We start from the raw sequence: 24763 nt of genomic DNA on the forward strand, positions 1-24763 counted from the left end.
CTGTGGAACTGGGGAAGGGCGGTCTAGTGCTGCCGCTGGCCGTCCGCCTTGTCCGTCTCGGCGCCGTCCAGGCGGTCAAGCAGATCCGTGAACTGCTTGGGCACTTCTTTTTCCAGGCGAAATGCCGGAAGCGTGCGCAGAAGGCGCTTGGTCGCTTCGGTGCCAACCTGTCGCCTGATATCGTCGGCGAGCTTGGCGCGCCTTTCGCCGATGTTGCCCTTCATGGTCCCAAAATCCTGTGTCGGCTTCGAAACTCTCGCAGCCCGGCAATGGTTCCCGCATAGGCCCTTAGTGGCAAGCAAAGCCGTCCGGTACGGTAAAATTTGAATTAATTTGGAACGATCGCGGAAGGGCCGTCATCGGTGCTTGCCCCTTGATTTTTGGCCCCTAAACCTCGATATCGGGCGCAAATCCAAACCAATCCGAATGACGGGAAACGGCGATGAGCGACCAGGCAAAAGACGAACGCGCGCCCGAGGAAATCGAAGCCAACCAGGCTTCCGAGGCCCGGGCTTCCGGCGAACGTGCGGAAGGCGGCGTCGACGGCGACTATGAGGCGCTTGTGCGGTTGCTGAAGGAAAACGAGGAACTGAAGGACCGGGCGCTTCGCGTAGCTGCCGAAATGGAGAATCTGCGGCGCCGTACCGCGCGTGATGTACATGACGCACGCACCTACGCTGTGGCCAATTTCGCGCGCGACATGCTGTCGGTGTCGGACAATTTGCGCCGCGCGCTGGACGCCATTCCGACCGAGGCCAAGGCCTCCGGCGATGCCGGCTTCAAGGCGCTGATCGAGGGCGTCGACCTCACCGAGCGCGCCATGCTGGCGGCGCTGGAGCGGCACGGGGTGAAGAAGCTTGCGCCCGAAGGCGAGAAGTTCGACCCGAACTTCCATCAGGCGATGTTCGAAGTGCCCAACCCCGACGTTCCGGCCGGGACCGTGGTCCAGGTCGTGCAACCCGGCTATTCGATCGGCGAGCGCGTGTTGAGGCCGGCGATGGTCGGCGTCTCCAAGGGCGGCCCAAAGGCCGCCGCCGCCGAAGCGCCGGTCGAGCCGGGTCCGGTGAACGAGCAGGCCGAGAAGGATGCGTGAAGGGAGCCAATAGCGAATAGGGAATAGCGAATAGGGAAGGACGGTACCAACCTCACCGCTTCGTGATATTCACTGTGCACTGACTATTCGCCAATCACTATTCGCTCGCCCATGAATCCCATCGAGCTGCTCGACTATGCCGGCGTCGCCGTCTTCGCGGCGACCGGCGCGCTTGCCGCGTCACGCAAAGAGCTCGATATCATCGGCTTCCTGTTTCTGGCCAGCATCACCGGCATTGGTGGCGGAACGCTGCGCGACGTCATTCTCAACCTGCCGGTGTTCTGGGTCGCCAACAGCGGCTATGTGCTGATCTGCGCCGTGATGGCAGTGCTTGTCTTCTTCAGCGCCCATCGTGTGGAATCCCGCTACAAGCTGCTGCTCTGGCTCGATGCGATCGGACTTGCCGCCTTTGCGGTGATGGGGGCTGCAAAGGGCCTGGCGATCACCGGCTCCCCGGTCGTTTCGGTCATCACCGGGGTGCTCACCGCGACCTTCGGCGGCATATTGCGCGACCTGATCGCAGGCGAGCCTTCCGTGCTGCTCAGGCCCGAAATCTATGTCACCGCGGCGCTTGCGGGTGCAGCGCTCTTCACGGTTGGCGATCTCGTTGGCATGTCGGCCCTGCCGTCCAGCCTGCTCGGTTTTGCGGCGGCCTTCCTGGTGCGGGGCGGGGCGCTCAAATTCGGCTGGTCGTTCCCGGCCTATAAGAGCCGGCCGGGGCGAAGGCCGGAGGATATTCCGTGATAGCAAACAACGAATGGCGAATAGAGAGTAGCGAATGGGCTGTTGTAATCAGCCTACTATCGCTACTTCCTTCGCTATTCGCTATTCGCTATTCGCTATTCGCTATTCGCCAGACTCACGCCGCGAAACGCTGGCCTTCGCCGCCATAGTAGTTGACGTAGCGGGCGCCGATCTCCTTGACCGGCATGACAACGAAAATGTCGACGGTCGAGAATTCGTGGTCGACGACGCAGCCGTCGCCGATGCGGGCGCCGACACGCAGATAGCCTTTGACGAGCGGCGGCATGGCGGCGATCGCGGCCTTGGCATTGACCGCCTCGATCGGCATCAAGTCCATCGAGCAGTAGCGGCCGGCCACCGCCCGGACATCCCAGGCCTGGTCGGTGCGGCAGTGATGGGCAAGGTAGGTAAGCGCCTCCGCATGCGCCGCCGGCACGGTGCCGTGGAAGGAGGCGCAGCCGGTCATCACGCCGATGCCATAGTGGTTGATATAGGCCCAGATGCCCTGCCAGAGCGCCTCGATGGTGCGCTTGGAGCGATATTCCGGCAGCACGCAGGAGCGCCCGAGCTCCAGGAAGCGTTGGCCCGGATGGCGCGCCACCAGCTTGGTCAGCTCGAACTCGCCCTCGGAGTAGAAGCCGCCCGCCGCGGTGGCGATCTCCTGCCGCAGCAGGCGATACGTGCCGACGATACGGCGGTGCTCTGGGCCGGGAAGCGAGGTGTCGAAAACCAGGAGATGATCGCAGAGCGGGTCGAAGCGGTCGGCATCGCGCCGATCCTGCGCCTGGAACAAATCCTTCCTCGCGCCGAGCTCGTCATAGAATACCCGATAACGCACTTCCTGGGCGGCGGCGATCTCGGCCCCGTTGCGGGCGAGCCGCACTTCCAGGTTGCCGATGCGGCCCAGCGGTGCGCCGCTTGCGAAAGCGTCGGCGGCACGCGCGCCGAGAAGGGCGCTGGCGTTCGGCCGAGTATCGCATTCAGGCATGACTGTATGCACGAGTGATTCTCCTTCGAGCCATCCCTCTTGGCACGGGGATACGGTGTAGGTGCAACAGGATTGTGACAGTACCGTGATACGGCGATCCCGGCAATACTTCGTCGGCTGGGCAATACCCTCAACCGGCTATCTTATGGCTGCGAAAGCCAAGCAATCCAAGGCGTTCGGGAAAGTCTAAAAAATTCGTTACGCCGCAGCCTGGCTCTCGACGGCCTGGACGAGCGCATCGGGGTCGAGAGGCTTGGTGACGAAGCCGCTGGCGCCGTGGGCCAAAACCGTGTGGCGCGTCTTTTCCTGGCTGTCGGCGGAAAGCACCATGATCGGGATCGGCGGCACGGCAAGCGCTTCCTCATGGCGGCGGATGGCGGCGATCGCGTCCAGCCCGTCCATCACCGGCATGTGGAGATCCATCAGCACGACATCGAAACGATGCTTGAGGCCGGCGTCGGTGACGGCTTCGACCGCGGCCTTGCCGTTGCTGACGATCTTGACGCGATGTCCAGCCTTGAGCAGCGTGGCGCGGGCAAGCATCGCGTTGATGTCATTGTCCTCCGCGATCAGCACGGACAGGCCCTTGTCGCGGCGGCGGACGGACGCGGTGCCGCGCGGTTCCGACCGCGGCTCGGCGGGTGCCGGCACATGGCTGGTCAACAGCACGCGCAGCAGCGTTTCGCCGCGCACCGGCCGGGCGAGGAACGTCGCGTAGCCGTTGGCGCGGAATTCGCCAAGCATGCCGCGATCGGCGGGTGCGATCAGGGTGATGGCCTGGCAGTCGACAAAACCGCTCTGACGCAGCCGCTTGAGCAGGCGGCCGTCGCTGTTCTCGAGCGCGGCGTCGACCAGAAGCACGTTGCAGCCGGCGGCGAAGGCAATGGCCTGGTCCGGCGTGGCCGCGATCTCGACGGCACCGCCATGCGCGCGGATGGTGCGAGCGATGGCATCGGCCTCGATGGCATTCTTGGACACGATCACCGCGCGTCGGCCCGAGAGGATGTCCCGGCGATACTGTGGCGGTTGGGTTGCCGCGGTCGCCGGAATGTCGAAGACGAATTCGGATCCCTCGCCTAGCCGGCTCGAAACCGAGATCGTGCCGCCCATGGCGATCACCAGGCGCTTGGAGATGGCGAGGCCGAGACCGGCGCCGCCGTGCACCCTGGTCGAAGTACCGTCGGATTGCTCGAATTCCTCGAAGATGCGCTCCATATCCTCTTCGCGCAGCCCCGGACCGGTGTCGGCGATGGTGAAGCGGATGCGGTCGGTGCTCTCGGTGCTGGCGCGCGCGACGGTAAGCAGCACGCCGCCTGTGTCGGTGAACTTGACGGCATTGCCGATGAGGTTGAGCAGCACCTGGCGCACGCGACCGGGGTCGGCGGTGATCATCTGCGGCACGTCGGGTTCGACGTGACAGCCGAGGCCGATGGTCTTGGAGAAGGCCTTCGCGGCCAGCAGCTCGATGATGTTGTCGGCGATCTCACGCAGTGATGTCGGCTGCGGCTCGGGATCGAAGCGGCCGGCCTCGATCTTGGAGTAGTCGAGCAGATCCTCGATCAGCGCCAGCAGCGAGCTTGCGGAAGTCGAGACGGCGCCGACATAGGTACGCTGCTCGGGCGACAGGTCGGTGTCGGCAAGCAGCTTCGCCATGCCCATGATGCCATTCATCGGCGTGCGGATCTCGTGGCTGACGGTGGCAAGGAAGCGCGACTTGGCCTGGCTGGCGTATTCGGCCCGCTCGCGGGCGGTGATCAGCGACGATTCGGCGCGCTTGCGGGCGGTGATGTCACGGGCGATCGCCCGGTGCGAAACAGCACCGGTGTCCCTGTCCCGCACCGAGAGCTCGATCCAGGAGAACCAGCGCGGCCCGTTCGGCGTGCGGATGGCGACATCGGTGGAGCTCAGGCATTCATGATCCGAAAAGGCGGCCTCGGGCACGACGCCGACGTCGATGCCGAGCTCGGAAAGCGTCTTGCCTGCGAGGTCGCGCTGATCGATCTCGACGAGCGAGGCGAACACCTTGTTGGCGTAGACGATGTGGCCGTCGCGGTCGCGATGGACAACGAGGTCGCCGAGCGCATCGATCAGACCGCGAAAACGCTCTTCGCTCTCCTGCATCTCCCACATGCGATCAGCGAGGGTCTCGATCTCGGCGCGGCTACGGGCGGCCGTCTCGTCGAGAAGTGCGGCGGTGCGCCGCTCGGCGCGCTGGTTGCGCAGATGCATCATCAGGCCGCCCAGACCCGTCGCCAGGAGGCCTATGGTGATGAAGATCGGCGCTCCGGTGAGATGCGCCAGCCCGGCCAGGACGACTATGGCGACGATCGTCAGGAACGGCAGGCCTTCATGATTGTCCGCTTGCAATGCGGGGACCAGCGGCGGCGCGACAAGCACCTGCCGCTTCGGCGCGTCAGGACCCAGTCCGTCGTCGCCTGCGGCTTTGCTGTCCTGTCTGAAGTCGGAGTCCGCGAGCATGCGGAAAACCTTGCCAGACAGAGATTATGGAAGATTGCGGCGGATCGTTCGAATTTTAGTCGTCCGTGCCGATAACCGGCAGTTTTTGCCTGATTTTGGGCAGTTCGGACGGGAAATCGCCGAACGCTATTCCTGGGATCGCCCTACAGATCGACTACCACGCGGCCTCTGATCCTGCCCTCGACGATGTCGCGCGCGGCGTCGATGATGCCGTCGAAGCCGATCGAGCGCGACAGGGTGGACAGTTTCTTGAGGTCGAGGTCGGCGCCAATGCGGCGCCACGCCTCGAGGCGGACCGCCTTCGGCGCCATGACGGAATCGATGCCGAGCAGCGAGACGCCGCGCAGGATGAAGGGGGCGACGCTCGTCGGAAGGTCCATGCCGCCGGCCAGGCCGCACGCGGCGATCGCGCCGCCATAGGACGTCATCGACAGCACGTTGGCCAGCGTATGGGTGCCGACCGAGTCGACGCCGCCGGCCCAGCGTTCCTTGGCCAGCGGCTTGGCCGGCTGGCTGAGCTCGTCGCGTGAGATCACCTCAGCCGCGCCGAGGTCGATCAGATAGGGGCTTTCGGCATTGCGCCCGGTCGAGGCGATCACATGGTAGCCGAGGGTGGAGAGGATCGAGATGGCGACCGAGCCGACGCCGCCGGCGGCCCCCGTCACCACCACCGGTCCGCGATCCGGCACGATGCCATGCCGCTCCAGCGCCATCACGGCGAGCATTGCCGTATAGCCGGCGGTGCCGACTGCCATCGCATCATGCGGGCTCATGCCGTCGGGCAGCGGCACCAGCCAGTCGCCCTTGACGCGGGCGCGGGCGGCAAAGGCGCCGTAATGCGTCTCGCCGACGCCCCAGCCATTGAGGATGACCTTGTCGCCCTTGCGCCAGTCGGGGTGCGAAGATTCGATGACAGTGCCGGCGAAATCGATGCCGGGCACCAGCGGCCAGCGGCGCACGACCGGGGCCTTGCCGGTGATGGCCAGCCCATCCTTGTAATTCACCGTCGTCGCCTCGACGGCGACGGTGACATCGCCTTCCATCAGGTCAGCTTCGGTGAGGTCGACGATCTCGACCGACTGCTTCTTTTCGGCGTCGCGCGAAACGAGGATGGCTTTGAAGGTATCGGACACTTTGGTCTCCTCGCTTTTGTTTGAAACAAACTTGCGGCGGTGGCCGCGCCAGGTCAATTGCCTGGATCCTGGGACCTGGTTTCCCGCCGCCAGCCGATCAGCTCGTCGAAGACGACCAGCGCCGCGCCGACGGAAATGAAGGCGTCGGCAAAGTTGAACACCGCAAAGGACCAGACCGGCGTGTGGAAAAGAATATAATCGATGACGTGACCGTAGACCGCGCGGTCGATCAGATTGCCGAGCGCGCCGCCGACGATCAGGGCGAAGCCGATCCGGGCAAGGACGTGGCCGGCGGGCGTGCGCACCGCCAGATAGAGCACGAAGGCGACGACGAGCGCGGCGATGGCCACCAGGCCGGTGTCGCCGAAGGACGAGAACATCGAGAAGGCGATGCCGGTGTTGTAGGTGCGAAACAGCGCCAGGAAAGGCAGAAGATCCACCTTTTCCTGGAAGGCGAGGCCGTTTTCCACCAGCTGTTTTATCCACTGGTCGAGTGCGATAGCGAGCACGACCAGCAGGGCGTAAGGGGACCAGGATTTCACGTTTTCGCAGCCCTCATCGCGAGTCGGCAGTGGGGTCGAGCTTCAACGCGCCACGCCGGATTTCGAACAGCATGACGCCGGTGGCAACCGCCAGATTGAGAGAATCGGCGCGTCCGGCCTGCGGGATCCTGAGCAGCCGGTCGCAACTGTCGGCAAGGCTGTCGGGCAGGCCCTGCTGCTCATTGCCCATCAACAGCAGCACCGGGCCTCTCGAAAAGTCGACCGACCGGTAGTCGACCGCGCCCTTCAGATGCGTTCCGGCGACGAGGCCCGGAAAGTCGCGCCGCCAGGCCAGAAAAGCCTGCTCCGTCGCCTTCGCGACCGGCACGGCAAAGATCGAGCCCATGCTGGCGCGCACGGTTTCCAGCGAAAACGGATCGGTGGTGTCGCCGACCAGGATGACGCCCCTCGCGCCGACGGCGTCGACGGTACGGATGACGGTGCCGAGATTGCCGGGATCGCGAACGCGGTCGAGCGCGACCCAGACGTCGCCGTCCGTGGCGCGGATATCCTTCAGCGGCAACGTCTGCTGGACGAAGACGCCTACGACCATTTGCGGATTTTCCCGGCGGGTGATTGCCGCCAGCACCTTTTCCGAGACTTCGAGCACAGTGCCGCCGGCGGCGACAGTGCGCGCCGCGACCTTTTCTATCGCCGCGTTGCCGCGCCCGGCCTTGGCGAAGACGAGCGTCCTGATCGACCAGCCGAGGTCGAGTGCGTCGATGACCAGCTTCAGGCCTTCCGCCATGAAGGCGTTTTGCTGGTCGCGAAACTTCTTCAGCGCCAGCGCCTTGATGTCCTTGACCAGCGGATTGGCGAGGCTGGTGACTTCCTTGACCTGCCCGACGGGCCGGGCGCCATCATGCGGGACCATTCAAGCCACCCAGCGCGAGAACAACGAGGTCGACAGCGCGCGGCCGGCGGATTTCTCGCGGATGATCAGCTCGCCGGATTCGACCGTGCCGCCCATGCCGGCGAAGGCGTCCCGCATCAAGGCATGAATGGCGAAGAAGGAGGCGCGGATCGAATATGCGGTCAGCACCACGGCGATCGGCTTCGGCGTCAGGATCGAGCGGCAGAGATCGGTGAGGCCCGGCAGATCCTCGAACAATTGCCAGACTTCGCCCTTGGGACCGCGGCCATAGGCGGGCGGGTCGAAGAGCACGATGTCGTAGTGGCTGCCACGGCGCTCCTCACGCTCGGCGAACTTAACCGCGTCCTCGACGATCCAGCGGATCGGCTTGTCGGAGAGGCCGGCTCTCTCCTGGTTCTCGCGCGCCCATCCGATCGCCTTTTTCGAGGCGTCGACATGAGTGACCTCTGCGCCGGCGCGCGCCGCCACCAGCGAGGCAAGGCCTGTGTAACCGAAGAGGTTCAGCACCTTGATCGGTCGCTTTGCCGCGGCGATCAGGCCGGCCATGTGGTCCCAATGCGAGGCTTGTTCGGGAAAGACGCCGACATGGCGGAATGAGGTGAAGCGGCCGAGATAGTCGATGCCGTCATGCTTCATCGGCCAGGTCTCGCCGAGCGGCGTTTTTGGAAAACGCCAGCGGCCGATGCCTTCCTCGTCGGTGTCGCCGGTGAAGATGGCGTCGGCGCGCTGCCATTCCTTGGCGGGAAGCGCCCGCTGCCAGATAGCCTGGCCTTCGGGGCGCACGATGCGGTAGGGCCCATACTGCTCCAGTTTTTCGCCGGCGCCGCTGTCCAGCAGAGCATAGTCGGCATTCGGCGCGACCTCGAGGATCAGCGGCAGGCGCTCGGCGGGCAACGGGCCTTCGCGGCGGGCGAGGGGGCGCTGCGCTGGTTCTGCTTCCTGACGACGATGCGGCTCCGGCCTCTCCGGCGAAGCCGCCTCCCGCAGCCGCGACTGGCTGGAGGGATTCGCCGGCTGGCGCGGACGGTTGTCGCGGTTTCGGTCGCGAAAGGACTTCAAGAACAATCTCCGGAACGGCACGCCGCTTTTGGCATAGGCCCTTGACCTTCGCAACCGCATGGTCCGGCGCTGTTCTGTCGCGATGCGATGGACCTCGCCCGAAGAAACGGGCAAGTCTCCGGTCATGTCCCGTTCCGAACGCCTGCTCGACCTGATCCAGATTCTGCGCCGCCACCGCCGGCCGGTCAGCGGCCGCGCGCTTGCGGAGGAAATGGCCGTGTCGATCCGCACGCTCTATCGCGACATCGCGACGCTGCAGGGGCAGGGCGCGCCGATCGAAGGCGAAGCGGGGCTGGGCTATGTGCTGAAGCCCGGCTTCATGCTGCCGCCGCTGATGTTCACCGACGAGGAGATCGAGGCGATCGTGCTCGGCTCGCGCTGGGTGGCGAAACAGCCGGACAAGCGGCTGGCCGCGGCGGCGGCGGATGCATTGTCCAAGATCGCGGCGGTGTTGCCGGACGATCTGCGTGAGGATCTCGACACCACGACGCTGCTGGTCGGGCCAAATTCAGCGAGCGGCGAGGCGATCGATCTCGGCATCGTCAGGCAGGCGATCCGCAGCGAGCGCAAGCTAGGCTTCCTCTATCGCGACGCCGGCGGCGCGTCGTCTGAGCGCATGGTATGGCCGTTCGCGCTCGGCTTCTTCGACAAGGTGCGGGTGATGGTGGCGTGGTGCGAGATGCGCCAGGATTTCCGGCATTTCCGCGCCGACCGCATGGCCAATCTCGCAGCCACCGAGATCCGCTATCCGCGCCGCCGCCAGGCGATGCTCAAGGAATGGCGAGCGACGCACGATGAATCGGCCCGGAAAACGGCGCAGGAGCCTGCTGGCTGATCGCTGCTGCCAGAATCTGACAGTGGGATGATCTAGCTTGGCCAAGGTTCAAACACCTTGGAGATCGACATGACCACGCCCATTTTCGTCATCCTCTATGTCGACAGCCCCGAGAAGAGCGGCGCGTTCTACGCCTCGCTGCTCGGGCGCCAGCCGGTAGAGGCCTCGCCCACCTTCGCCATGTTCGTCCTCGACAACGGCTTCAAGCTCGGCTTGTGGTCGCGCCACACGGTTGAACCGGCGGCCGCCGCCGCGGGCGGGGGCGGCGAGCTCGTGCTTGCGATGGAGAATGCGGCCGCGGTCGACGCCACGCATGCGGACTGGGCGGAACGGGGTTTGAAAATCCCACAGGCGCCGGTCGATCTCGACTTCGGGCGCACCTTCGTCGCGCTCGATCCCGACGGTCATCGGCTGCGTGTCTATTGGCCGAACGAGGCAGCAGGGCAGTAGGAGGGTAGGTGTGAGCTTCTCACTACCCTATCCTCTTACTTGCTTGTGCTGAGCGCCTTGTAGACGGCGATGCCGGCGGCGAGATCTTCAAGCGCTGCGCCGACGGACTTGAACAGCGTGATCTCGCTATCGCTTTGCCGGCCCTGTTTCTCGCCACGCGCCAGTTCGTGCAGGTCGGCGATGACCGCTTCCGGCTTCAGGACACCGGAAGCCAATGGCTGCACGATGTCGCCGGCCTCCCTGGTGGCGCCGGCGCGGGTATCGACATAGACGCGGGCGCGGGAAATGGCATCGTCGTCGCTCTCGCGCATCTGCGGCGTGAAGCCGCCGACCAGGTCGACATGGGCGCCCGGCTTCAGCAGCGCGCCCTTGATCAGCGGCGCGGTCGTGATCGTCGCCGACGAGACGATGTCGGCCTCGCCAAGCTCGGTTTCGAGGTCGCCTGCCACGCTTGCTGGAAAGCCTTCGGCATGCAGCGCTGCCGCGACCTTTTCGGCATTGGCCGGCGTGCGGTTCCAGATGCGGATCGACTTAACGGGCCTCACCGCCGAATGCGCCTTGGCGAGGAAGGGTGACAGCGCGCCGGCGCCGATCACCAAGAGCCGCGAGGCGTCCTCGCGGGCGAGATAGGATGCGGCGAGCGCCGAGGCGCAGGCGGTCCGCCATTGCGTCAGCCGCTGGCCGTCGATCAGAGCCTGGGGTTCGCCGGTCACGCCGTCGAGCAGCAGATAGAGGCCCATCACCGCCGGCTTGCCGATCGCGTTATTGTCCGGCGAGACGGTGACGATCTTGACGCCGATATGGCCGCCGGCCGAGGTGCCGGCGGCGTCGAAGTCGGTCCAGGCCGGCATCAACAAAAGCGTCGAGGCGGCGCCGTCCGGCCGCTCGATCGCGTGATGGTGGCGCACCGGCTGCACGGCGCCTTCGCGGAAGGCGGTGCGCAGTGTCTCGACCAGACCTGAAAAGGTCAGCGCGCGGTCGACCTCGGCGGCCGAAATAGTCAGCATGGAAAGCTCCGTAAGGCGCTGTTTAGTTCGTCGGCTTGGGCAGCGCCGGTCCTTTCGGCGCAGCGGGTGCGCGGCTCACTGCCTGGCGCAAGTTCTCGGCCTCCAGCCCGCGCTGGCGCGCGAGCTTGCGGTAGCGGCCCTGCTTCACCCAGGTCGCCATGCTACCGACGATCATGCCGATGGCCAAAGCCAGGAACAGCAAGATGAAGAGCGGCAAATTCAGCGTCAGCGCCGGATTGCCAGGGTGGAACGGGTCGAGCGTGAAGGCGACGAGGCCGCGATTGGCGACGGCAAGCGCGATCAGGATGACGGCCAGCGGCACGAAGACCACGACGAGCATGACGCGATTGAACATCAAATCTCCTGGAGGTGGCTTAAACGCCGAAACGTCGTTTCCGACCTGCCGGCGCGGCGCCTATTTGCCGCCGTTCAGCCTTTCGCGCAACTCCTTGCCGGTCTTGAAGAACGGCACCCACTTCTCCTCGACCTCGACGGATTCGCCGGTGCGGGGGTTGCGGCCGGTGCGGGCAGGACGGTTTTTCACCGAAAAGGCACCGAAACCGCGCAACTCGACCCTGTTGCCTTCGGCGAGCGCGTCGGTGATCTCGTCAAAGATCGCGCCGACGATGTTTTCAACGTCGCGGAGGAAAAGATGGGGGTTGCGCGCGGCAATGATCTGCACAAGCTCGGACTTGATCATGAACGTTCCCCGTAAACCACTGCGGTCAAATATCAGGATGATTTTATTGCTTTATTTGGTTCGTCCCAATGGTTGTCAAGGGTGCCAGACCGAAACGAGACCGTCAAGGAACAAGCGGTCGGCGCCAAGCTCGTGAATGATGTCGCCGCCGGCATCCGGCAGGCCGAGCGCGTTGGCGACGGCTTTGGTCATGCTTCTCGAAAACAGGAGGCCGTGCCCCTCCGTATCCTTCCATTCGACGACCTTGAGCTTGCTGTCGACGCCTTTGGTCGCCAGCCAGTTGATCGCCTCGGGTTCGCCGCCAACGGCATCAACCAAGTGATTGGCGAGCGCCTGGCGGCCGGTGAAGATCGAACCGTCGGCCAGCGCCTGCGCCTGCTCGCGGGTCATCTTGCGCCGTTCGGCGACAATGCCGACGAACCAGTCATAGCTGTCGAGGATGAGCTTGCGCACCATGGCGCGCTCGTCGTCATTGGTCGGCTTGAACGGCGAGGGCGCAGCCTTGAGCGGCGAGGACTTCACTTCCTCGAGCTTGATGCCGAGCTTGTCCATCAGGCCGCTCACGTCGGGATACTGGATCAGCACGCCGATCGATCCGACGATCGAGGTCTTGCGGGCGACGATGTGGTCGGCCGCGCTTGCGATCATATAGCCGGCGGACGCGGCCAGCGTGCCGACCTCGGCCACCACCGGCTTGTCGGCGGCGAGTTTGCGCACTTCCTCATAGATCGACTCGCCGCCGACCGTGGTGCCTCCGGGCGAATCGATCGACAGGATGACGCCCTTCACCGTTGCGGACTTGCGGATCGTCTCCAGTCTTTTGATCAGCTCCTCGTCCTCGGTGATGGTGCCTTCAATCTTGACCTTCGCGATGTGGTCGATCGCCTGACCGGTGAAATCGTCACCATAGATCCATGCCGAAAACGCGATCAGCGCTGCCGCCAGAATTACAAACGCGGTCACGCGCCAGAACGTCAGCTTGCGGCGCAAGCGGCGGCGGTCGATCAGGTCGTCGGCTCTCATTGCCATGGTCAGCCTCACATTCGGTGGGAAAGGACGCTTTTAAAGCAACCATCCGCGCGGGGCTACCGTTTCCTGACGCCCTGGCCCTTGGCGCAACGCGGCGGTCACGACGACCTCACGAAAAATTAACGCAGCCCGTTCCTATCTGCTATGAAGAGCTGGCAGTGCAGCCGGATTCGTCCTAGTCGTACGGTAGTAGCCGTCACATTTTGCAGTTTTCCTCCGCTTGTGCTTGCTTGCGGGGACCGGCATACCACCTATAGGCGGTGTTTGGCGGGGCAAGGGCTCATTAGAAAATAGTCATGTTGGCGCGATCTGACGAAACGAGCGATGCCGAAACGGTATCGGCTGCCGCTGGCGAAAGCGGCACGCGCGGCGATGCGTTCGATCGTGCGCAGCGGCATTCGCGCCGCGTGCGCGTGTTGAAATTCGCCGTGCCGCTGCTGGCGGCGGCAATTGCGATCGCCTTTCCGGTCTATTCTTATCTCGCCGCGCCGGTGTCGATCTCGGTGCAGGCCGACGGCACGGCGTTTTCGGACGGCAAGCTGGTGATGGCCAACCCCAAGCTCAACGGCTTCACCAAGCAGAAACTGCCTTATTCGCTGACGGCGACCAGGGCGACACAGGATGTCGGCAAGCAGGGTATCATCGACCTCGAAGGCATCAACGCCAAGCTGCCCGTCGCCAGCGACAATGTGGTGGCGGTCAACGCCGCGCATGGCATCTACGACCGCGACGCCAACACGATGGACCTCACAAGCGATGTCCTGGTGACGACGAGCGACGGCATGGAAGCCAAGTTCAAATCGGTCTTCCTAGACATGGGCAAAGGCTCTATGAAGACCGACAATCCGGTCGATGTCAGCCGCGGCGGATCGCGCATCACCGCCGACTCGATGTCGGTGGAAGAAAACGGCAAGGTCGTGGTCTTCGAGAACCGGGTGCGCGTCAACATTGACGCGGCAAGTCTGAAGGCGGCAGAGGCAAAGGGCGGAGAGCAGAATGCGTCGCAGTAGTTCGGCAAGGCTTGCAGCGGCGGCTTCTCTCTTAGTGTTGCTCGGGGCGGCGTCGGCGCTTGCCCAATCCGGCGGCACCAGCCAGATGTCTGGCCTGAAATTGTCAGGCGACCAGCCGATCCAGATCGAAAGCGACAAGCTCGAGGTCCGTCAAGCCGACAGCGCGGCGATCTTCAGCGGCAACGTCACCGTCAATCAGGGGCCGACGCTGCTCAAGGCCGGCAAGATGACGGTCTATTACGTCAAGGACCCAAACGCTCCCAAGGGCGCGGCGGCCGGCGCATCGGCGATGACCGGGGCAGCCAATATCGACCACCTCGTGGTTGAGAACAAAGTCTATATTAAATCGAACGACCAGATCGCCACCGGCGACAAGGGCACGTTCGACATGAAGACCCAGGTGCTCGTTCTTTCCGGCAGCGAAGTCGTGCTCTCGCAGGGCGACAACGTGCTCAAGGGTTGCAAGCTCACCGTTCAGATGAAAAGCGGCCTTGCCAATGTCGACGGTTGCGGCACCGGCGGTCGGGTCATCATGTCGATTACGCCCCAGAAGCAGGGCGCGCCCCAAAAGGGCACGGCCCAGCAGGGAGCGTCGAGCAACTAATGGTCGGCGTATCGTCGCTGCTGGCCCGCCTCCCGGGGCGGACGGCCGCAAAAGCGTCTGCGCCGGCGACGATCGGCGCCGACAAGGCGAAGTTCAAGGGCACCCTGATCGCCAAGGGCCTGACCAAGAGCTATAAGGGCCGCAAGGTGGTGAGCGGCGTGACGCTCGGCGTGCGGGCCGGCGAGGCCGTCGGACTGCTTGGGCCCAATGGCGCCGGCAAGACCACCTGTTTCTACATGGTCACCGGTCTCGTGCCGGTGGACGAAGGCACGATCGAGATCGACGGCTTCGACGTCACCTCGATGCCGATGTACCGGCGCGCCCGCCTCGGCATCGGCTATCTGCCGCAGGAAGCGTCGATCTTCCGGGGCCTCAACGTCGAGCAGAACATTCGCGCCGTTCTGGAAGTGGTGGAAAAGAGCCGCAAGGAACGTGAGCGCACGCTCGACGAGCTGCTCGAGGAATTCCACATCAGCCATCTGCGCAAGGCGCCGTCGATGTCGCTGTCCGGCGGCGAAAGACGCCGCCTCGAGATCGCGCGGGCGCTGGCCACACGGCCGGCCTATATGCTGCTCGACGAGCCCTTCGCCGGTATCGATCCGATCGCGGTCGCCGACATCCAGCAGCTCGTCCGCCATCTGACCGCGCGCGGCATCGGCGTGCTGATCACCGACCACAATGTGCGCGAGACGCTCGGCCTGATCGACCGCGCCTATATCATCCATGCCGGCCAGGTGCTGACGCATGGCCGCGCCGACGAGATCGTCGCCAACGCCGATGTGCGGCGGCTCTATCTCGGCGAGGGTTTTACGCTCTAAACGCGAAAATTCCGGTTCCGCGGCAATTTCTCGCTGAATTTTCCGGCTTTACGCCTGCTCTGCCCGCGAATAACGCTCCGGTAAGCCGTCTCTGCTAGCGTTTGCCTTGACAAGCAAAAGCCGGGCCAGTTTCTATGCCCGACCGAAAAACGGCAGCTCGATGCGTAGACGAGGCGTTTGAATCCAACCATGGCGCTGGCGGCCAAACTGCAGCTCAGACAGTCCCAGTCGCTGGTGATGACGCCCCAGCTGATGCAGTCGATCCGGCTGCTGCAGCTTACCCATGTCGAGCTCGAGCGCTTCATCGACGAGGAAATCGAGCGCAATCCGCTCTTGGAGCGGGCCGAGCCGCAGGACGATGCGGGCGGCGACCAGCCGCAGAAGAGCGAGACCGCTCCGGAACCCGCCGCCGGGGACGACTGGTTCGAAAGCGAGACGGAATGGAGCGCCGAGGCGATCTCGGAAAAGCTCGACTCTTCGCTGGAGAACCTGTTTCCCGACGACCCAGGCACCAGCGAAAAGCTCGGACCGGATCTCACCGCGCAGTGGAAGTCGGCATCCGCCGGCAGCGCCGGCAGCGCTTCGTCGGAAGGCTTCGACGTCGGCGAGATGGCCGCGACCATCGTGACGCTGCGCGAGCATGTCGGCGAACAGATCGCGCTTGCCTTCGCCAAACCCGCCGAGCGCCTGATTGCCGGCGAGCTTGCCGACAGCCTCGACGAAGCGGGCTATCTGCGCGCCGATCTGGAAGAGATTGCCGCGCGGCTGGGGGCGGACATGGGAGCGGTCGCGCGAGCGCTCGCGGTCTGCCAGACCTTCGAGCCGGCCGGCCTGTTTGCCCGCGACCTCGCCGAATGCCTGTCGCTGCAGCTTGCCGCACGCGACCGGCTCGATCCGGCGATGAAGGCCCTGGTGGCTAATCTCGAACTCCTGGCGCGGCGGGATTTCCAGACGCTGAAACGCATCTGCGGCGTCGACGAGGAAGACCTTGTCGACATGCTGGCCGAGATCCGGGCGCTCGATCCGCGTCCCGGCACCGCGTTTTCGGGCGGCGCGAGCGACGCCATCGTTGCCGACGTCGAGGTGCGGGCCGCTGCCGACGGCAGCTGGGCGGTGGAGCTCAACGCCGACACGCTGCCGCGAGTTTTGGTCGATCATGTCTATTTCGCCCGGGTTTCCGGCCATGCCAAGGACCAGGCGGAAAAGGAGTTTCTGGCCGAATGCCTGCAGAACGCCAACTGGCTGACGCGCAGCCTCGACCAGCGGGCGAAGACGATCCTGAAAGTGGCTTCGGAAATCGTGCGCCAGCAGGACGCGTTCCTCGTCCATGGCGTGCGGCATCTCAAGCCGCTCAACCTGCGCACGGTGGCCGACGCGATCGGCATGCATGAATCGACGGTGAGCCGCGTCACTGCCAACAAATACATGCTGACGCCTCGCGGCGTGTTCGAGCTGCGCTATTTCTTCACCGCTTCGATCGCCTCGGCGGAAGGCGGCGAAGCGCATTCGTCGGAAGCCGTGCGTGACCGCATCAAGCAGCTGATCGACGAGGAAAAGCCCGCCGATGTGCTTTCCGACGACGCTATCGTCGACATGCTGCGGGAAAGCGGCGTCGACATCGCCCGCCGCACGGTCGCCAAATACCGGGAAGGCATGAACATTCCTTCATCGGTGCAGCGGCGCCGGGAGAAGCGGGCGCTGGCCAACGCCGGGCGATAGGGCAGTTGATATTCATCGGGCCTGACCTAGTTTGGTCCGAGCTGAGGAATGGCGATTTTTCACAGTTTTCGTGTTTCATTGACAAGCTGCAATGAAGTGTCTAGAAGCCCGCCCGCATGAGCCGGGCCGTGATGCCCGCCTCGCGAATGGCTCCGTCAAAGCGAAGGCCTCGGACGGCCAGAAGGCGACTTGTGATCAACCGGAAAGTTCGGGTCTAAAATCGGCGCGCGTGCCGCCGCAAAGCTTGTGCGCGCGCACCACGGGTATAAACTTGGGACAGTTTGAAGCCTGAGCAGGGAAGGTCAGTTTTCAGATGAATCTGCGCATTTCGGGAAAACACATGGACATCGGCGATGCGTTCCGTACGCGCATCAACGATCGTGTCAACGAAGCGATTGAAAAATATTTCGATCGGGGTTTTTCAGGACATGTAACGGTCATCAAAGCAGGGTCGCGCTTCTCGGCCGATTGCATGATCCGCCTCGATTCCGGCGCCTCGCTGCAGGCGACCGGGGACGCCCAGGATCCCACGCTTGCCTTCGAGGCGGCCGCCGATCGCCTCGAAACGCGGCTCAGGCGCTACAAGCGCCGGCTGAAGTCGCACAATTCCAGCAACGGCAACGGCGAATCCACCGACATCGCCTACGCCGTGATGGAGCCGCTCGCCGACGACGAAGAGGAAATCCCGGAGAACTTCGCTCCGGCCATCGTCGCCGAATCGACCGTGACGCTTCGCACCATGTCGGTTGCGTCTGCCGTCATCGAGCTCGATACCAAGGATAGCCCGGTTTTCGTCTTCCGCAACGCCGGAAACGACCATGTCAATATCGTCTACCGCCGGCCGGATGGAAACATCGGCTGGATTGATCCGTCGACCACCAAAGTTGCGCAGGGATAAGAAAGCCGGCCGCGCGAGGGGGACGACCGGCGCGGTGGCGAGCAAGGGATTTTTCAAGCATGGATCTCAGCGATCTCATCAGCGTCCCGGCTATCATGCCGGCGTTGAAGGCGAATTCCAAAAAACAGCTTCTGCAATTGCTGTCGGAGAGGGCGGCGGCGATTTCAGGCATTCCGGAGCGGGAAGTGTTCGACACCATCCTGCAACGCGAGCGGCTGGGCTCCACCGGCGTCGGCAACGGCATCGCCATTCCGCATGGCAAGCTCGCAGGGGTCAAGCGGATCGCAGGCGTGTTCGCCCGGCTGGAGGCGCCGGTCGATTTCGAGGCGCTCGACGACCAGCCGGTCGACCTGGTGTTTCTGCTGCTTGCGCCCGAAGGCGCCGGCGCCGACCATCTTAAGGCGCTGTCGCGTATCGCGCGCGTGCTGCGCGATGGCGATACGGTGGCCAAGATCAGGGGGACGCGCGACGCAGTGGCGATCCACGCGCTGCTGTCGGACACTCAAGCCTCGCACGCGGCCTGAAGTTTGGGTGAAGCTGGTCTTTGGATAAACCCGGTTTTTGGGATATAACCTTGAGGGGCCGCCGGGAGCGGCCCTTTCCAATTCAGGCAACGACCCCAAATTCAAATAGTGATTGGGGTCAATGGATGGCGACCGTGGTCAGGTCGTTCTCCAGCGCACCCGCCAGGGCCCGGTCACGGGCATCGGAAAGCAGGATCGGCTGACCGTTGGCGGCAAACAGCGCCCACAGTTCCAGCCCGGGCGCGATTTCGCCGAGGCCGGGGAAGCGGCCGCGCAAATCGTCGCTCGATATTTTCCTCAGATATGCGACCGAACCTTCGCCGAGATGGGCGAATTCGCCGCTGGTCATGGTCAGGGTTTCGTCAATTCTGGTCATTACAAGCCTCCTTGGCGCAAGGACGCCACTTCCGGCCGTCCCGCATTAGAGCCATCGGCAAAGATCAGTCTTTCACCGATATGTTTATTTTCCGTACCAGCCGCTCGGCCTCCGGACGGTCGAGATCGATCGACAAAAGGCCGTTCTTCAGTTCCGCGCCGACCACCCGCATGCCGTCGGCCAGCACGAAGCAGCGCTGGAACTGGCGAGCGGCGATGCCGCGGTGGAGGAACTCGCGCTCGGTGTCGTCGGTCTGACGGCCGCGCACGATCAACTGGTTTTCCTCGGTGGTGACATCGAGGTCGTTCTCTGCGAAACCCGCCACGGCAAGTGTGATGCGCAGCCTTTCGGCCTTGCCGTCCGAGGCGCCCAGACGCTCGATGTTATACGGAGGGTAGCTGTCGCCCGACTTCGCCAGACGTTCGAGCGTCTTTTCCATGGCGTCGAAGCCCAGAAGAAGCGGGCTGGAGAAGGGCGTCATTCGACTCATTGTTACACTGTCCTCTTAAGAGCGACACAAACCGGAAAAACCCGGATGGCATTTTTCCCGATGGTCTTGATATGGTCCGCCGCGCGATCAAGTTCAAGCCGTCAAAACCCCGCCCAAAAAGACTCCCCAAAGGAATTGAAATGCCCCAGTCACGAAAGATCATCATCGACACGGATCCCGGCCAGGACGATGCCGTCGCCATATTGCTGGCGCTCGGCAGCGCCGAGCTGGAGGTCGTCGGCATCACCGCCGTTGCCGGCAACGTGCCGCTTAAGCTCACGGAGAAGAATGCGCGCAAGATCTGCGAGCTCGGCGGCCGGCCCGACGTCAAGGTCTATGCCGGCGCCATCCGCCCGCTGGCGCGCGAGCTCGTCACCGCCGAGGACGTGCATGGCAAGACCGGCCTCAATGGACCCCAGCTGCCCGAACCGACCATGCCGCTCCAGGAGCAATACGCGGTCGATTTCATTGTCGAGACGCTGATGCGCGAGGAAGCGGGCACGATCACGTTGTGCCCACTCGGGCCGCTCACCAATATCGCGCTGGCGCTGATCCGCGAGCCGCGGATCGCGCCGCGTATCAAGGAGATCGTGCTGATGGGCGGCGGCTTTTTCGAGGGTGGCAACGTCACGCCTGCCGCCGAATTCAACATCTACGTCGACCCGCAGGCGGCGGATTTGGTGTTCAAGTCGGGCGTTCCGATCGTGATGATGCCGCTCGACGTCACCCACAAGGCACTGACCTCGGCCAAGCGCATCCAGGCCTTCCGCCAGCTCGGCACCAAGGTCGGCACCGCAACCGCCGAGATGCTGGAGTTCTTCGAGCGCTTCGACGAGGAGAAATACGGCACCGACGGCGGGCCGCTGCACGATCCGTGCGTGATCGCCTATCTCATCAAGCCGGAGCTGTTCAAGGGTCGCCGCTGCAATGTCAGCGTGGAGACCAGCTCCGAGCTGACCATGGGCATGACGGTGATCGACTGGTGGGGCGTCACCAAGCGCGAGAAGAACGCCATGGTGATGCGCGACATCGACCACGATGCGTTCTTCGCGCTGCTGGTGGAGCGGCTCAACTGACCGTCAAAGCGGCCAACCGAGCACACGTCGTCATCCGTTGAGCAACCGATAGGTGTCGGCGCCGTGCTTGTGGTGCTGTCGCTCGATGGGAAGGACGGAGCCGACAAGATGGGGTCGCCTCACATCGTCGTCGACAGATATCCGTGTGTTGTCGTCATCAAGGCGCAGATCGTAGGTGTAGTATAGATTGTGGCCGATCGTGCCGTACGGATTGATGGGCTTCACCCTGACGTATTCGACCACGCCCATCACGCGTTGAGTGGCGATGACCGGATTGGCCTGAAGCTCAACGATGGCGATGGATTTCATAGCCGCAAATGCGCAGAAGAAAGCGACGCCGATCACGGCGTCCCTGTACTCATATTGCCAAATAAGCAAGCGATTCCGGAAGGAAACGTTTGACTTGTTCATCCTGAAGAAGTGTGCTGCCAAGCACAATTATTCAATAGGCGTCAAAAATAACTGCGACCAGAGTATTCGCTCTCATTTCGCCTTGGAGAACGCCAGCCAGAGCCCGCCGCCGACCAGGAAGCTGCCGCTGATCCGCGACATCAGCTTAACGCGGCTGGCCGAGAGCATGCGCCCGGCGCGGCCGGCGGCAAGCGCGTAGGTCGAATCCGACATGGCGGCGAAGACCATCGCGGTCAGGCCCGTGACCACGATCTGCAGCGTGTAATTGCCCTGTGGCGCGATGAACTGCGGGAAGAAGGCGCCGAAGAAGACAAGCGTTTTCGGATTGGAAATCGCCACCAGGAAACCCTGCAGGAAGAAGCCGCCGCGCGGTTTCTTGGCCGATCCATCGGGGTTCAGGGCTCCCTTGGCGCGGAGCATCTGCACACCCATCCAGATGAGGTAAGCCGCACCGATCAGCCGTACCCATTCGAACCAGTGACCCATGCCGGCGATCAGCGTGTTGAGGCCGATGCCGACGATGGCGATCATGATGGCGAGCCCCGCCTGGGTGCCGGCGACATTGGCAAGCCCGGCGCGCGAGCCATGGCGGATGCTGTTGGCGATGATCAGCGTGACCGTCGGCCCGGGTACCAGGACGATGACGATGCAGGCGACGACATAGGCGGCGTAGAGTTCCAGCGACATGTTTTCCCTCGAACAGGATCGCGCCGACAGGCGCGGAGCGCGATCAATGCACGGAGTTGACGCGGGCGCAAGCGCCAGCCGGTTGAGCCCGTCAGGCAGCCCCCGCCGGCCAGGGCAGCGTCCCCTCATAGGCGGCGCAGGCCTGGAGGACCGCCAGGTCGCCGCGCGGCTGGCCGATCAACTGCATTCCCATCGGCCGGCCCTTGCCGTCGAAGCCGACCGGCACGTTGAGCGCCGGACAACCGCCGAGCGTGGCAAAGGCGGAGACCTGCATCCAGCGGTGATAGCTGTCCATCGGCCGTCCGACGATCTCGCGCGGCCAATGCGTCGAGACCTCGAAGGGGAAGACCTGGGCGGTCGGTAGCACGATGAGGTCGAAGCGCTCGAACAGCGACAGCAGCGTGCGGTGCCATGAGGTGCGCCGGACCGAGGCGGCATGGACCTGGGGCGCGGTAAGGCGCATCGCCTGCTCAACTTCCCAAATGGCCTCCGGCTTCAGCAGCCTGCGCTTTTCCGGATCGTCATAATGCGCCTTCAGTCCGCAGCCGCTGCTCGCCTGGCGCAAGGTGACAAAAGCCTGCCAGAGCGCCTCGAAATCGACATCCGGCACCAGCGTTTCGCTGTGGAACGCGGCGTCCGCGAAGCGGGCAAGGGCGGCCTCGCACAGGTCGAGAATGCCTGGCTCCATCGGCAGATGGCCGCCGAAATCGCCGAGCCAGGCGATGCGGCCGCCGGTGGCTTTCTCCCGCAGGCCTTCGAGAAACGAGCCCTGCTTGTCATGCGACAATGGCGCCCGCGGATGATAGCCGGCCTGCTCATCGAGCAGCAGCGCGATGTCGCGCACATTCCGGCCCATCGGCCCTTCGACGCCCATCTGGGCGTGGAAGACATCGATGTCGGGGCCGGCCGGCACCAGCCCTTGCGAGGGGCGGAAGCCATAGACGTTGTTGTAGGCCGCCGGATTGCGCAGCGAGCCGCCGAAATCGCTGCCGTCGGCGACCGGCACCATGTCGAGCGCCAGCGCCACCGCAGCGCCGCCGCTCGAGCCGCCGGCGGTGAGCGTCGGATCGAAGGCATTGAGCGTCGGACCGAAGACCGGATTGTAGGTGTTGGAGCCCAGCCCGAATTCCGGAACATTGGTCTTGCCGATGATGATGGCGCCGGCCTTGCGCAGGCGCTCGACGAAGAAATCGTCCTCTTGCGGGACGAAATCGGCGAAGATCGGCGAGCCGAAGGTTGTTCTTAAGCCCTTGGTCAGGGCGAGGTCCTTGATGGCGATCGGCAGGCCGAACAGCGATCCGGCCGCGCCGCCCTGTGCCAAATGGGCGTCCGCCCTGTCGGCTTCCGCCAGGATATCGGCGCGCTCGCGCAGCGACACGATGGCGTTGACCAGCGGGTTCACAGCATCGATGCGGTCGAGAAAGGCGCTGACGACCTCGCGCGCCGACAGACGGCGCTGCCTGATCGTGTCGGTAAGTTCTACGGCGGACAAGCGACAGATGTCGCTTGCCGGCGGCACGGCGTGTTTCGTCGACGGGCGCATCGCCGTCACCGCGCGGCCAAGGCCGCGTCGACATCCTTCGCCAGCGGAATCGCCGGCTGCGCACCCGGCTTCAAGCATGCGAGCGAGCCTGCCGCCGCGGCGCGCGTGAGCGCCTGTTCGAGCGAGAGGCCGGACGACAGGCCGGCGCCCAAATAGCCGCAAAAGGTGTCGCCCGCGCCGACCGTGTCGACCGGAGTTATCTTCAGTGCCGGGACGGTGATGAAATGGTCGGGAGTGGCAGCCAGCACGCCGTCGCCGCCGAGCGTCACGACGATGGCGCGGCCTGCCTTTTCGGCATAGTCGCGCATCCGCGCCTCCCGGTCGCGGCCGGTGAGCACCAGCGCCTCGCCATAGAGGTCGAACTCGGTCTCGTTGGCGACGGCGTAGTCGGCCTTGCCGAGAAAGCCGGCCGCCTCGGGGCGGAAAGGCGCGGTGTTGAGCACGCTGACGGCACCCGCCGCGCGGGTTGCATCAAGCGCCGCTTCGACCGTGGGCAGCGGGATCTCGTGCTGCAAAAGCACGACATCGCCCTTCTTCAGATACGCCTTGGCGATGTCGCCGGGCAGTACAGAATCGTTAGCGCCCGGCACGACGGCGATCACATTCTCGCCGTCGGCACCGACCAGGATGAGCGCTGTGCCGGTGGAGGCGAAGCTCTCGCCGACGCCGGAAAGATCGACACCGCCGGCCTTCAGCAGCGCCAGCGCTTCGGCGGCAAAGCTGTCCTTGCCGACGGCGCCGACCATGCGCACCTCAGCGCCTGCGCGGGCCGCGGCCAGCGCCTGGTTGGCGCCTTTGCCGCCGGGAGCGGTGGCAAAGCCGGAGCCGCGGACCGTCTCGCCGGGTTCAGGCAAACGGTCGACATTGGCGATCAGGTCGAGGTTGATCGAGCCGACGATGATGATCAAGAAAGGCCTCCTGCACGAGCGGGCGAGCCTTCGATCGAAGGCCGATGCCGCAAGTCCTTGCATTTACGCAGTTGCTTGCGCGGGAGGCTAGCCGCAAAGACCGTCTATTGCCAGATCAAGCCGGTTGTGCGCCGCACCGGCCCACAGCATCATTCGCAGCGTACCGTCACCGTGCCCTGGTAGTTGCCGGCCGGGAAGATGCCCGGCGATTTCGTGGCCGTGAGATCGACCTGGATGGTGTGAGTGCCGTTGGTCACCCGCTGCGGCGAACTGCCCGGGATGTCCGAGCCTGAGCCATCGAGGCGGAAGACGGTGGCGAAGGTGACGTCGGTGTCGCCGCCGCTCGGCGCGGACGTGAAGGCAATCGGCGCCGGTGCCGAGACGGAATAGCAGTCGAGCAGGTTGAGGATCGTGCATAGCGTCGCATTCGCGGTGATGGTGGCGCCGGCGCTCGACCCGCCCGCCTGCCTGGAGCCGAAGATATTGATGGCGGGGTTCGATTTCATCGTTCCCGGGCGCCGATCATGATGGTGCAAGTGCCGATGATAGCCGCCGAAGCCGGGAGCGAGAAGCTTGCAAGCGCAGCCACCGCGGCGATCAGCGCGTGGCTATTTCTTTTTCTTTTTCTTGTCATTGCCGGTTTGTGCCTCTGATGCTCCAGCCTTCGTTAGCCCATCCAGTCGATGCGGCGGCGGAGGCGGTCGCGGGATCGGGAGCAGCCACGCTTCCCGTCTGGCCGTCGGCGCCGAGACCCATCTTGAGCAGCT

The 24763-nt window shown here is 64.3% G+C and carries 30 protein-coding genes; 12 read left to right on the plus strand and 18 right to left on the minus strand.

Translation table 11 applies throughout. From position 1 onward, the window contains the following. Positions 1-23: 23 nt before the first annotated feature. Positions 24-224: a hypothetical protein gene (locus tag EJ078_RS18850; protein ID WP_067318902.1), complete on the minus strand. Its 201-nt coding sequence runs from the start codon at positions 222-224 to the stop codon at positions 24-26. A gap of 218 nt (positions 225-442) precedes the next feature. Here EJ078_RS18850 and grpE point away from each other — a divergent pair, with 218 nt between their 5' ends. Next, positions 443-1093 (plus strand): nucleotide exchange factor GrpE, encoded by a 651-nt coding sequence (gene grpE / locus EJ078_RS18855; RefSeq protein ID WP_095800576.1) that lies wholly within the window; start codon positions 443-445, stop codon positions 1091-1093. Positions 1094-1204: 111 nt separating this feature from the next. Then, positions 1205-1837, plus strand: coding sequence for a trimeric intracellular cation channel family protein (locus EJ078_RS18860; protein WP_067318898.1), 633 nt, complete (start codon positions 1205-1207; stop codon positions 1835-1837). Positions 1838-1952: 115 nt separating this feature from the next. On the opposite strand, the gene EJ078_RS18865 is transcribed toward EJ078_RS18860, so the two are convergent. The 6 genes from EJ078_RS18865 to EJ078_RS18890 all read right to left on the minus strand — a co-directional run bounded on the left by EJ078_RS18865 (position 1953) and on the right by EJ078_RS18890 (position 8911). After that, complete coding sequence (locus EJ078_RS18865; protein WP_127216995.1) at positions 1953-2837, minus strand: GNAT family N-acetyltransferase; 885 nt, start codon at positions 2835-2837, stop codon at positions 1953-1955. A gap of 186 nt (positions 2838-3023) precedes the next feature. Next, positions 3024-5303, minus strand: coding sequence for a PAS domain-containing hybrid sensor histidine kinase/response regulator (locus tag EJ078_RS18870; protein ID WP_127403391.1), 2280 nt, complete (start codon positions 5301-5303; stop codon positions 3024-3026). Positions 5304-5446: 143 nt separating this feature from the next. Next, positions 5447-6436, minus strand: coding sequence for an MDR family oxidoreductase (locus tag EJ078_RS18875; protein WP_127216571.1), 990 nt, complete (start codon positions 6434-6436; stop codon positions 5447-5449). 53 nt (positions 6437-6489) lie between these two features. Continuing rightward, positions 6490-6978, minus strand: a complete 489-nt coding sequence (gene lspA, locus EJ078_RS18880) for a signal peptidase II (protein WP_067318893.1) — start codon at positions 6976-6978, stop codon at positions 6490-6492. A gap of 13 nt (positions 6979-6991) precedes the next feature. Next, a complete protein-coding gene (locus tag EJ078_RS18885; protein WP_127216572.1) occupies positions 6992-7852 on the minus strand; it encodes an RNA methyltransferase in 861 nt (286 codons plus the stop codon). Next, positions 7853-8911, minus strand: coding sequence for a class I SAM-dependent rRNA methyltransferase (locus tag EJ078_RS18890; RefSeq protein ID WP_127216573.1), 1059 nt, complete (start codon positions 8909-8911; stop codon positions 7853-7855). A 124-nt stretch (positions 8912-9035) separates the two neighbouring features. Between EJ078_RS18890 and EJ078_RS18895 the strand changes: the two genes are divergently transcribed. Together EJ078_RS18895 and EJ078_RS18900 are read left to right on the plus strand one after the other, a co-directional pair. Further along, positions 9036-9746, plus strand: coding sequence for a YafY family protein (locus EJ078_RS18895; RefSeq protein ID WP_127216574.1), 711 nt, complete (start codon positions 9036-9038; stop codon positions 9744-9746). Between the two features lie 69 nt (positions 9747-9815). Then, entirely contained in the window at positions 9816-10196 is a 381-nt protein-coding gene (locus EJ078_RS18900; RefSeq protein ID WP_127216575.1) for a VOC family protein, read from the plus strand. A 35-nt stretch (positions 10197-10231) separates the two neighbouring features. On the opposite strand, the gene EJ078_RS18905 is transcribed toward EJ078_RS18900, so the two are convergent. The 4 genes from EJ078_RS18905 to sppA form a co-directional block, all read right to left on the minus strand. Then, entirely contained in the window at positions 10232-11203 is a 972-nt protein-coding gene (locus EJ078_RS18905; RefSeq protein ID WP_127216576.1) for an ornithine cyclodeaminase family protein, read from the minus strand. Between the two features lie 22 nt (positions 11204-11225). Then, the gene (locus EJ078_RS18910) at positions 11226-11558 is read right to left on the minus strand and encodes a DUF1049 domain-containing protein (RefSeq protein ID WP_067004057.1); all 333 of its coding nucleotides are present in this window, start codon (positions 11556-11558) and stop codon (positions 11226-11228) included. Between the two features lie 60 nt (positions 11559-11618). Beyond that, positions 11619-11903 (minus strand): integration host factor subunit beta, encoded by a 285-nt coding sequence (locus tag EJ078_RS18915; RefSeq protein WP_027165368.1) that lies wholly within the window; start codon positions 11901-11903, stop codon positions 11619-11621. A 75-nt stretch (positions 11904-11978) separates the two neighbouring features. Beyond that, a complete protein-coding gene (sppA, locus tag EJ078_RS18920) occupies positions 11979-12932 on the minus strand; it encodes a signal peptide peptidase SppA (protein ID WP_095800571.1) in 954 nt (317 codons plus the stop codon). 296 nt (positions 12933-13228) lie between these two features. Between sppA and lptC the strand changes: the two genes are divergently transcribed. From lptC to ptsN, 6 genes are all read left to right on the plus strand, one after another. Beyond that, positions 13229-13942: an LPS export ABC transporter periplasmic protein LptC gene (lptC, locus tag EJ078_RS18925; RefSeq protein WP_067004053.1), complete on the plus strand. Its 714-nt coding sequence runs from the start codon at positions 13229-13231 to the stop codon at positions 13940-13942. Then, the gene (locus tag EJ078_RS18930; RefSeq protein WP_127217296.1) at positions 13929-14546 is read left to right on the plus strand and encodes an LptA/OstA family protein; all 618 of its coding nucleotides are present in this window, start codon (positions 13929-13931) and stop codon (positions 14544-14546) included. The genes lptC and EJ078_RS18930 overlap by 14 nt, the downstream gene beginning before the upstream one ends. Continuing rightward, the gene (gene lptB / locus EJ078_RS18935; RefSeq protein WP_067318880.1) at positions 14546-15364 is read left to right on the plus strand and encodes an LPS export ABC transporter ATP-binding protein; all 819 of its coding nucleotides are present in this window, start codon (positions 14546-14548) and stop codon (positions 15362-15364) included. Before EJ078_RS18930 ends, lptB begins: the two co-directional genes overlap by 1 nt. Before the next feature lie 189 nt (positions 15365-15553). Further along, positions 15554-17083, plus strand: a complete 1530-nt coding sequence (gene rpoN, locus EJ078_RS18940) for an RNA polymerase factor sigma-54 (protein ID WP_208720766.1) — start codon at positions 15554-15556, stop codon at positions 17081-17083. Positions 17084-17396: 313 nt separating this feature from the next. Continuing rightward, positions 17397-17981, plus strand: a complete 585-nt coding sequence (raiA, locus tag EJ078_RS18945) for a ribosome-associated translation inhibitor RaiA (protein ID WP_067004045.1) — start codon at positions 17397-17399, stop codon at positions 17979-17981. 59 nt (positions 17982-18040) lie between these two features. Continuing rightward, entirely contained in the window at positions 18041-18505 is a 465-nt protein-coding gene (gene ptsN / locus EJ078_RS18950) for a PTS IIA-like nitrogen regulatory protein PtsN (RefSeq protein ID WP_067004043.1), read from the plus strand. A 118-nt stretch (positions 18506-18623) separates the two neighbouring features. Here the strand turns inward: ptsN and EJ078_RS18955 are convergent, their stop codons facing one another. Further along, positions 18624-18881, minus strand: a complete 258-nt coding sequence (locus tag EJ078_RS18955) for a DUF1150 family protein (protein WP_067318876.1) — start codon at positions 18879-18881, stop codon at positions 18624-18626. Between the two features lie 64 nt (positions 18882-18945). Then, on the minus strand, positions 18946-19371 hold the full coding sequence (locus tag EJ078_RS18960) for an Hsp20 family protein (RefSeq protein WP_067004038.1): 426 nt from the start codon (positions 19369-19371) through the stop codon (positions 18946-18948). Positions 19372-19511: 140 nt separating this feature from the next. Between EJ078_RS18960 and EJ078_RS18965 the strand changes: the two genes are divergently transcribed. After that, positions 19512-20447: a nucleoside hydrolase gene (locus tag EJ078_RS18965; RefSeq protein ID WP_127216788.1), complete on the plus strand. Its 936-nt coding sequence runs from the start codon at positions 19512-19514 to the stop codon at positions 20445-20447. Between the two features lie 30 nt (positions 20448-20477). Here the strand turns inward: EJ078_RS18965 and EJ078_RS18970 are convergent, their stop codons facing one another. The 5 genes from EJ078_RS18970 to EJ078_RS18990 form a co-directional block, all read right to left on the minus strand. Continuing rightward, complete coding sequence (locus EJ078_RS18970) at positions 20478-20879, minus strand: hypothetical protein (protein ID WP_164757438.1); 402 nt, start codon at positions 20877-20879, stop codon at positions 20478-20480. 51 nt (positions 20880-20930) lie between these two features. Next, positions 20931-21545: a LysE family translocator gene (locus EJ078_RS18975; RefSeq protein WP_067318869.1), complete on the minus strand. Its 615-nt coding sequence runs from the start codon at positions 21543-21545 to the stop codon at positions 20931-20933. A gap of 91 nt (positions 21546-21636) precedes the next feature. Continuing rightward, the gene (locus EJ078_RS18980; protein ID WP_127216789.1) at positions 21637-23088 is read right to left on the minus strand and encodes an amidase; all 1452 of its coding nucleotides are present in this window, start codon (positions 23086-23088) and stop codon (positions 21637-21639) included. Positions 23089-23093: 5 nt separating this feature from the next. Further along, positions 23094-23996, minus strand: coding sequence for a ribokinase (locus tag EJ078_RS18985; protein WP_127847306.1), 903 nt, complete (start codon positions 23994-23996; stop codon positions 23094-23096). A gap of 149 nt (positions 23997-24145) precedes the next feature. Continuing rightward, a complete protein-coding gene (locus EJ078_RS18990; protein WP_306462660.1) occupies positions 24146-24502 on the minus strand; it encodes a hypothetical protein in 357 nt (118 codons plus the stop codon). A gap of 18 nt (positions 24503-24520) precedes the next feature. On the opposite strand from EJ078_RS18990, the gene EJ078_RS30725 reads away from it, so the two are divergent. Beyond that, positions 24521-24649, plus strand: coding sequence for a hypothetical protein (locus EJ078_RS30725; protein ID WP_259979711.1), 129 nt, complete (start codon positions 24521-24523; stop codon positions 24647-24649). Positions 24650-24763 lie beyond the last annotated feature (114 nt).

Origin of the sequence: Mesorhizobium sp. M1A.F.Ca.IN.022.06.1.1, from assembly GCF_003952605.1 — a bacterium.
Lineage (GTDB): Bacteria > Pseudomonadota > Alphaproteobacteria > Rhizobiales > Rhizobiaceae > Mesorhizobium.

Coding starts and splice junctions, on each gene's coding strand:
- rpoN (WP_208720766.1), top strand. CDS start 15,554: ATGGCGCTGGCGGCCAAACTGCAGCTCAGACAGTCCCAGTCGCTGGTG.
- lptC (WP_067004053.1), top strand. CDS start 13,229: ATGTTGGCGCGATCTGACGAAACGAGCGATGCCGAAACGGTATCGGCT.
- lptB (WP_067318880.1), top strand. CDS start 14,546: ATGGTCGGCGTATCGTCGCTGCTGGCCCGCCTCCCGGGGCGGACGGCC.
- EJ078_RS18905 (WP_127216576.1), bottom strand. CDS start 11,203: ATGCTGACTATTTCGGCCGCCGAGGTCGACCGCGCGCTGACCTTTTCA.
- EJ078_RS18915 (WP_027165368.1), bottom strand. CDS start 11,903: ATGATCAAGTCCGAGCTTGTGCAGATCATTGCCGCGCGCAACCCCCAT.
- EJ078_RS18860 (WP_067318898.1), top strand. CDS start 1,205: ATGAATCCCATCGAGCTGCTCGACTATGCCGGCGTCGCCGTCTTCGCG.
- EJ078_RS18910 (WP_067004057.1), bottom strand. CDS start 11,558: ATGTTCAATCGCGTCATGCTCGTCGTGGTCTTCGTGCCGCTGGCCGTC.
- EJ078_RS18900 (WP_127216575.1), top strand. CDS start 9,816: ATGACCACGCCCATTTTCGTCATCCTCTATGTCGACAGCCCCGAGAAG.
- EJ078_RS18870 (WP_127403391.1), bottom strand. CDS start 5,303: ATGCTCGCGGACTCCGACTTCAGACAGGACAGCAAAGCCGCAGGCGAC.
- ptsN (WP_067004043.1), top strand. CDS start 18,041: ATGGATCTCAGCGATCTCATCAGCGTCCCGGCTATCATGCCGGCGTTG.
- EJ078_RS18885 (WP_127216572.1), bottom strand. CDS start 7,852: ATGGTCCCGCATGATGGCGCCCGGCCCGTCGGGCAGGTCAAGGAAGTC.
- EJ078_RS18965 (WP_127216788.1), top strand. CDS start 19,512: ATGCCCCAGTCACGAAAGATCATCATCGACACGGATCCCGGCCAGGAC.
- EJ078_RS18955 (WP_067318876.1), bottom strand. CDS start 18,881: ATGACCAGAATTGACGAAACCCTGACCATGACCAGCGGCGAATTCGCC.
- sppA (WP_095800571.1), bottom strand. CDS start 12,932: ATGGCAATGAGAGCCGACGACCTGATCGACCGCCGCCGCTTGCGCCGC.
- raiA (WP_067004045.1), top strand. CDS start 17,397: ATGAATCTGCGCATTTCGGGAAAACACATGGACATCGGCGATGCGTTC.
- EJ078_RS18990 (WP_306462660.1), bottom strand. CDS start 24,502: ATGAAATCGAACCCCGCCATCAATATCTTCGGCTCCAGGCAGGCGGGC.
- EJ078_RS18930 (WP_127217296.1), top strand. CDS start 13,929: ATGCGTCGCAGTAGTTCGGCAAGGCTTGCAGCGGCGGCTTCTCTCTTA.
- grpE (WP_095800576.1), top strand. CDS start 443: ATGAGCGACCAGGCAAAAGACGAACGCGCGCCCGAGGAAATCGAAGCC.
- EJ078_RS30725 (WP_259979711.1), top strand. CDS start 24,521: ATGATGGTGCAAGTGCCGATGATAGCCGCCGAAGCCGGGAGCGAGAAG.
- EJ078_RS18975 (WP_067318869.1), bottom strand. CDS start 21,545: ATGTCGCTGGAACTCTACGCCGCCTATGTCGTCGCCTGCATCGTCATC.
- EJ078_RS18895 (WP_127216574.1), top strand. CDS start 9,036: ATGTCCCGTTCCGAACGCCTGCTCGACCTGATCCAGATTCTGCGCCGC.
- EJ078_RS18850 (WP_067318902.1), bottom strand. CDS start 224: ATGAAGGGCAACATCGGCGAAAGGCGCGCCAAGCTCGCCGACGATATC.
- EJ078_RS18960 (WP_067004038.1), bottom strand. CDS start 19,371: ATGAGTCGAATGACGCCCTTCTCCAGCCCGCTTCTTCTGGGCTTCGAC.
- EJ078_RS18980 (WP_127216789.1), bottom strand. CDS start 23,088: ATGCGCCCGTCGACGAAACACGCCGTGCCGCCGGCAAGCGACATCTGT.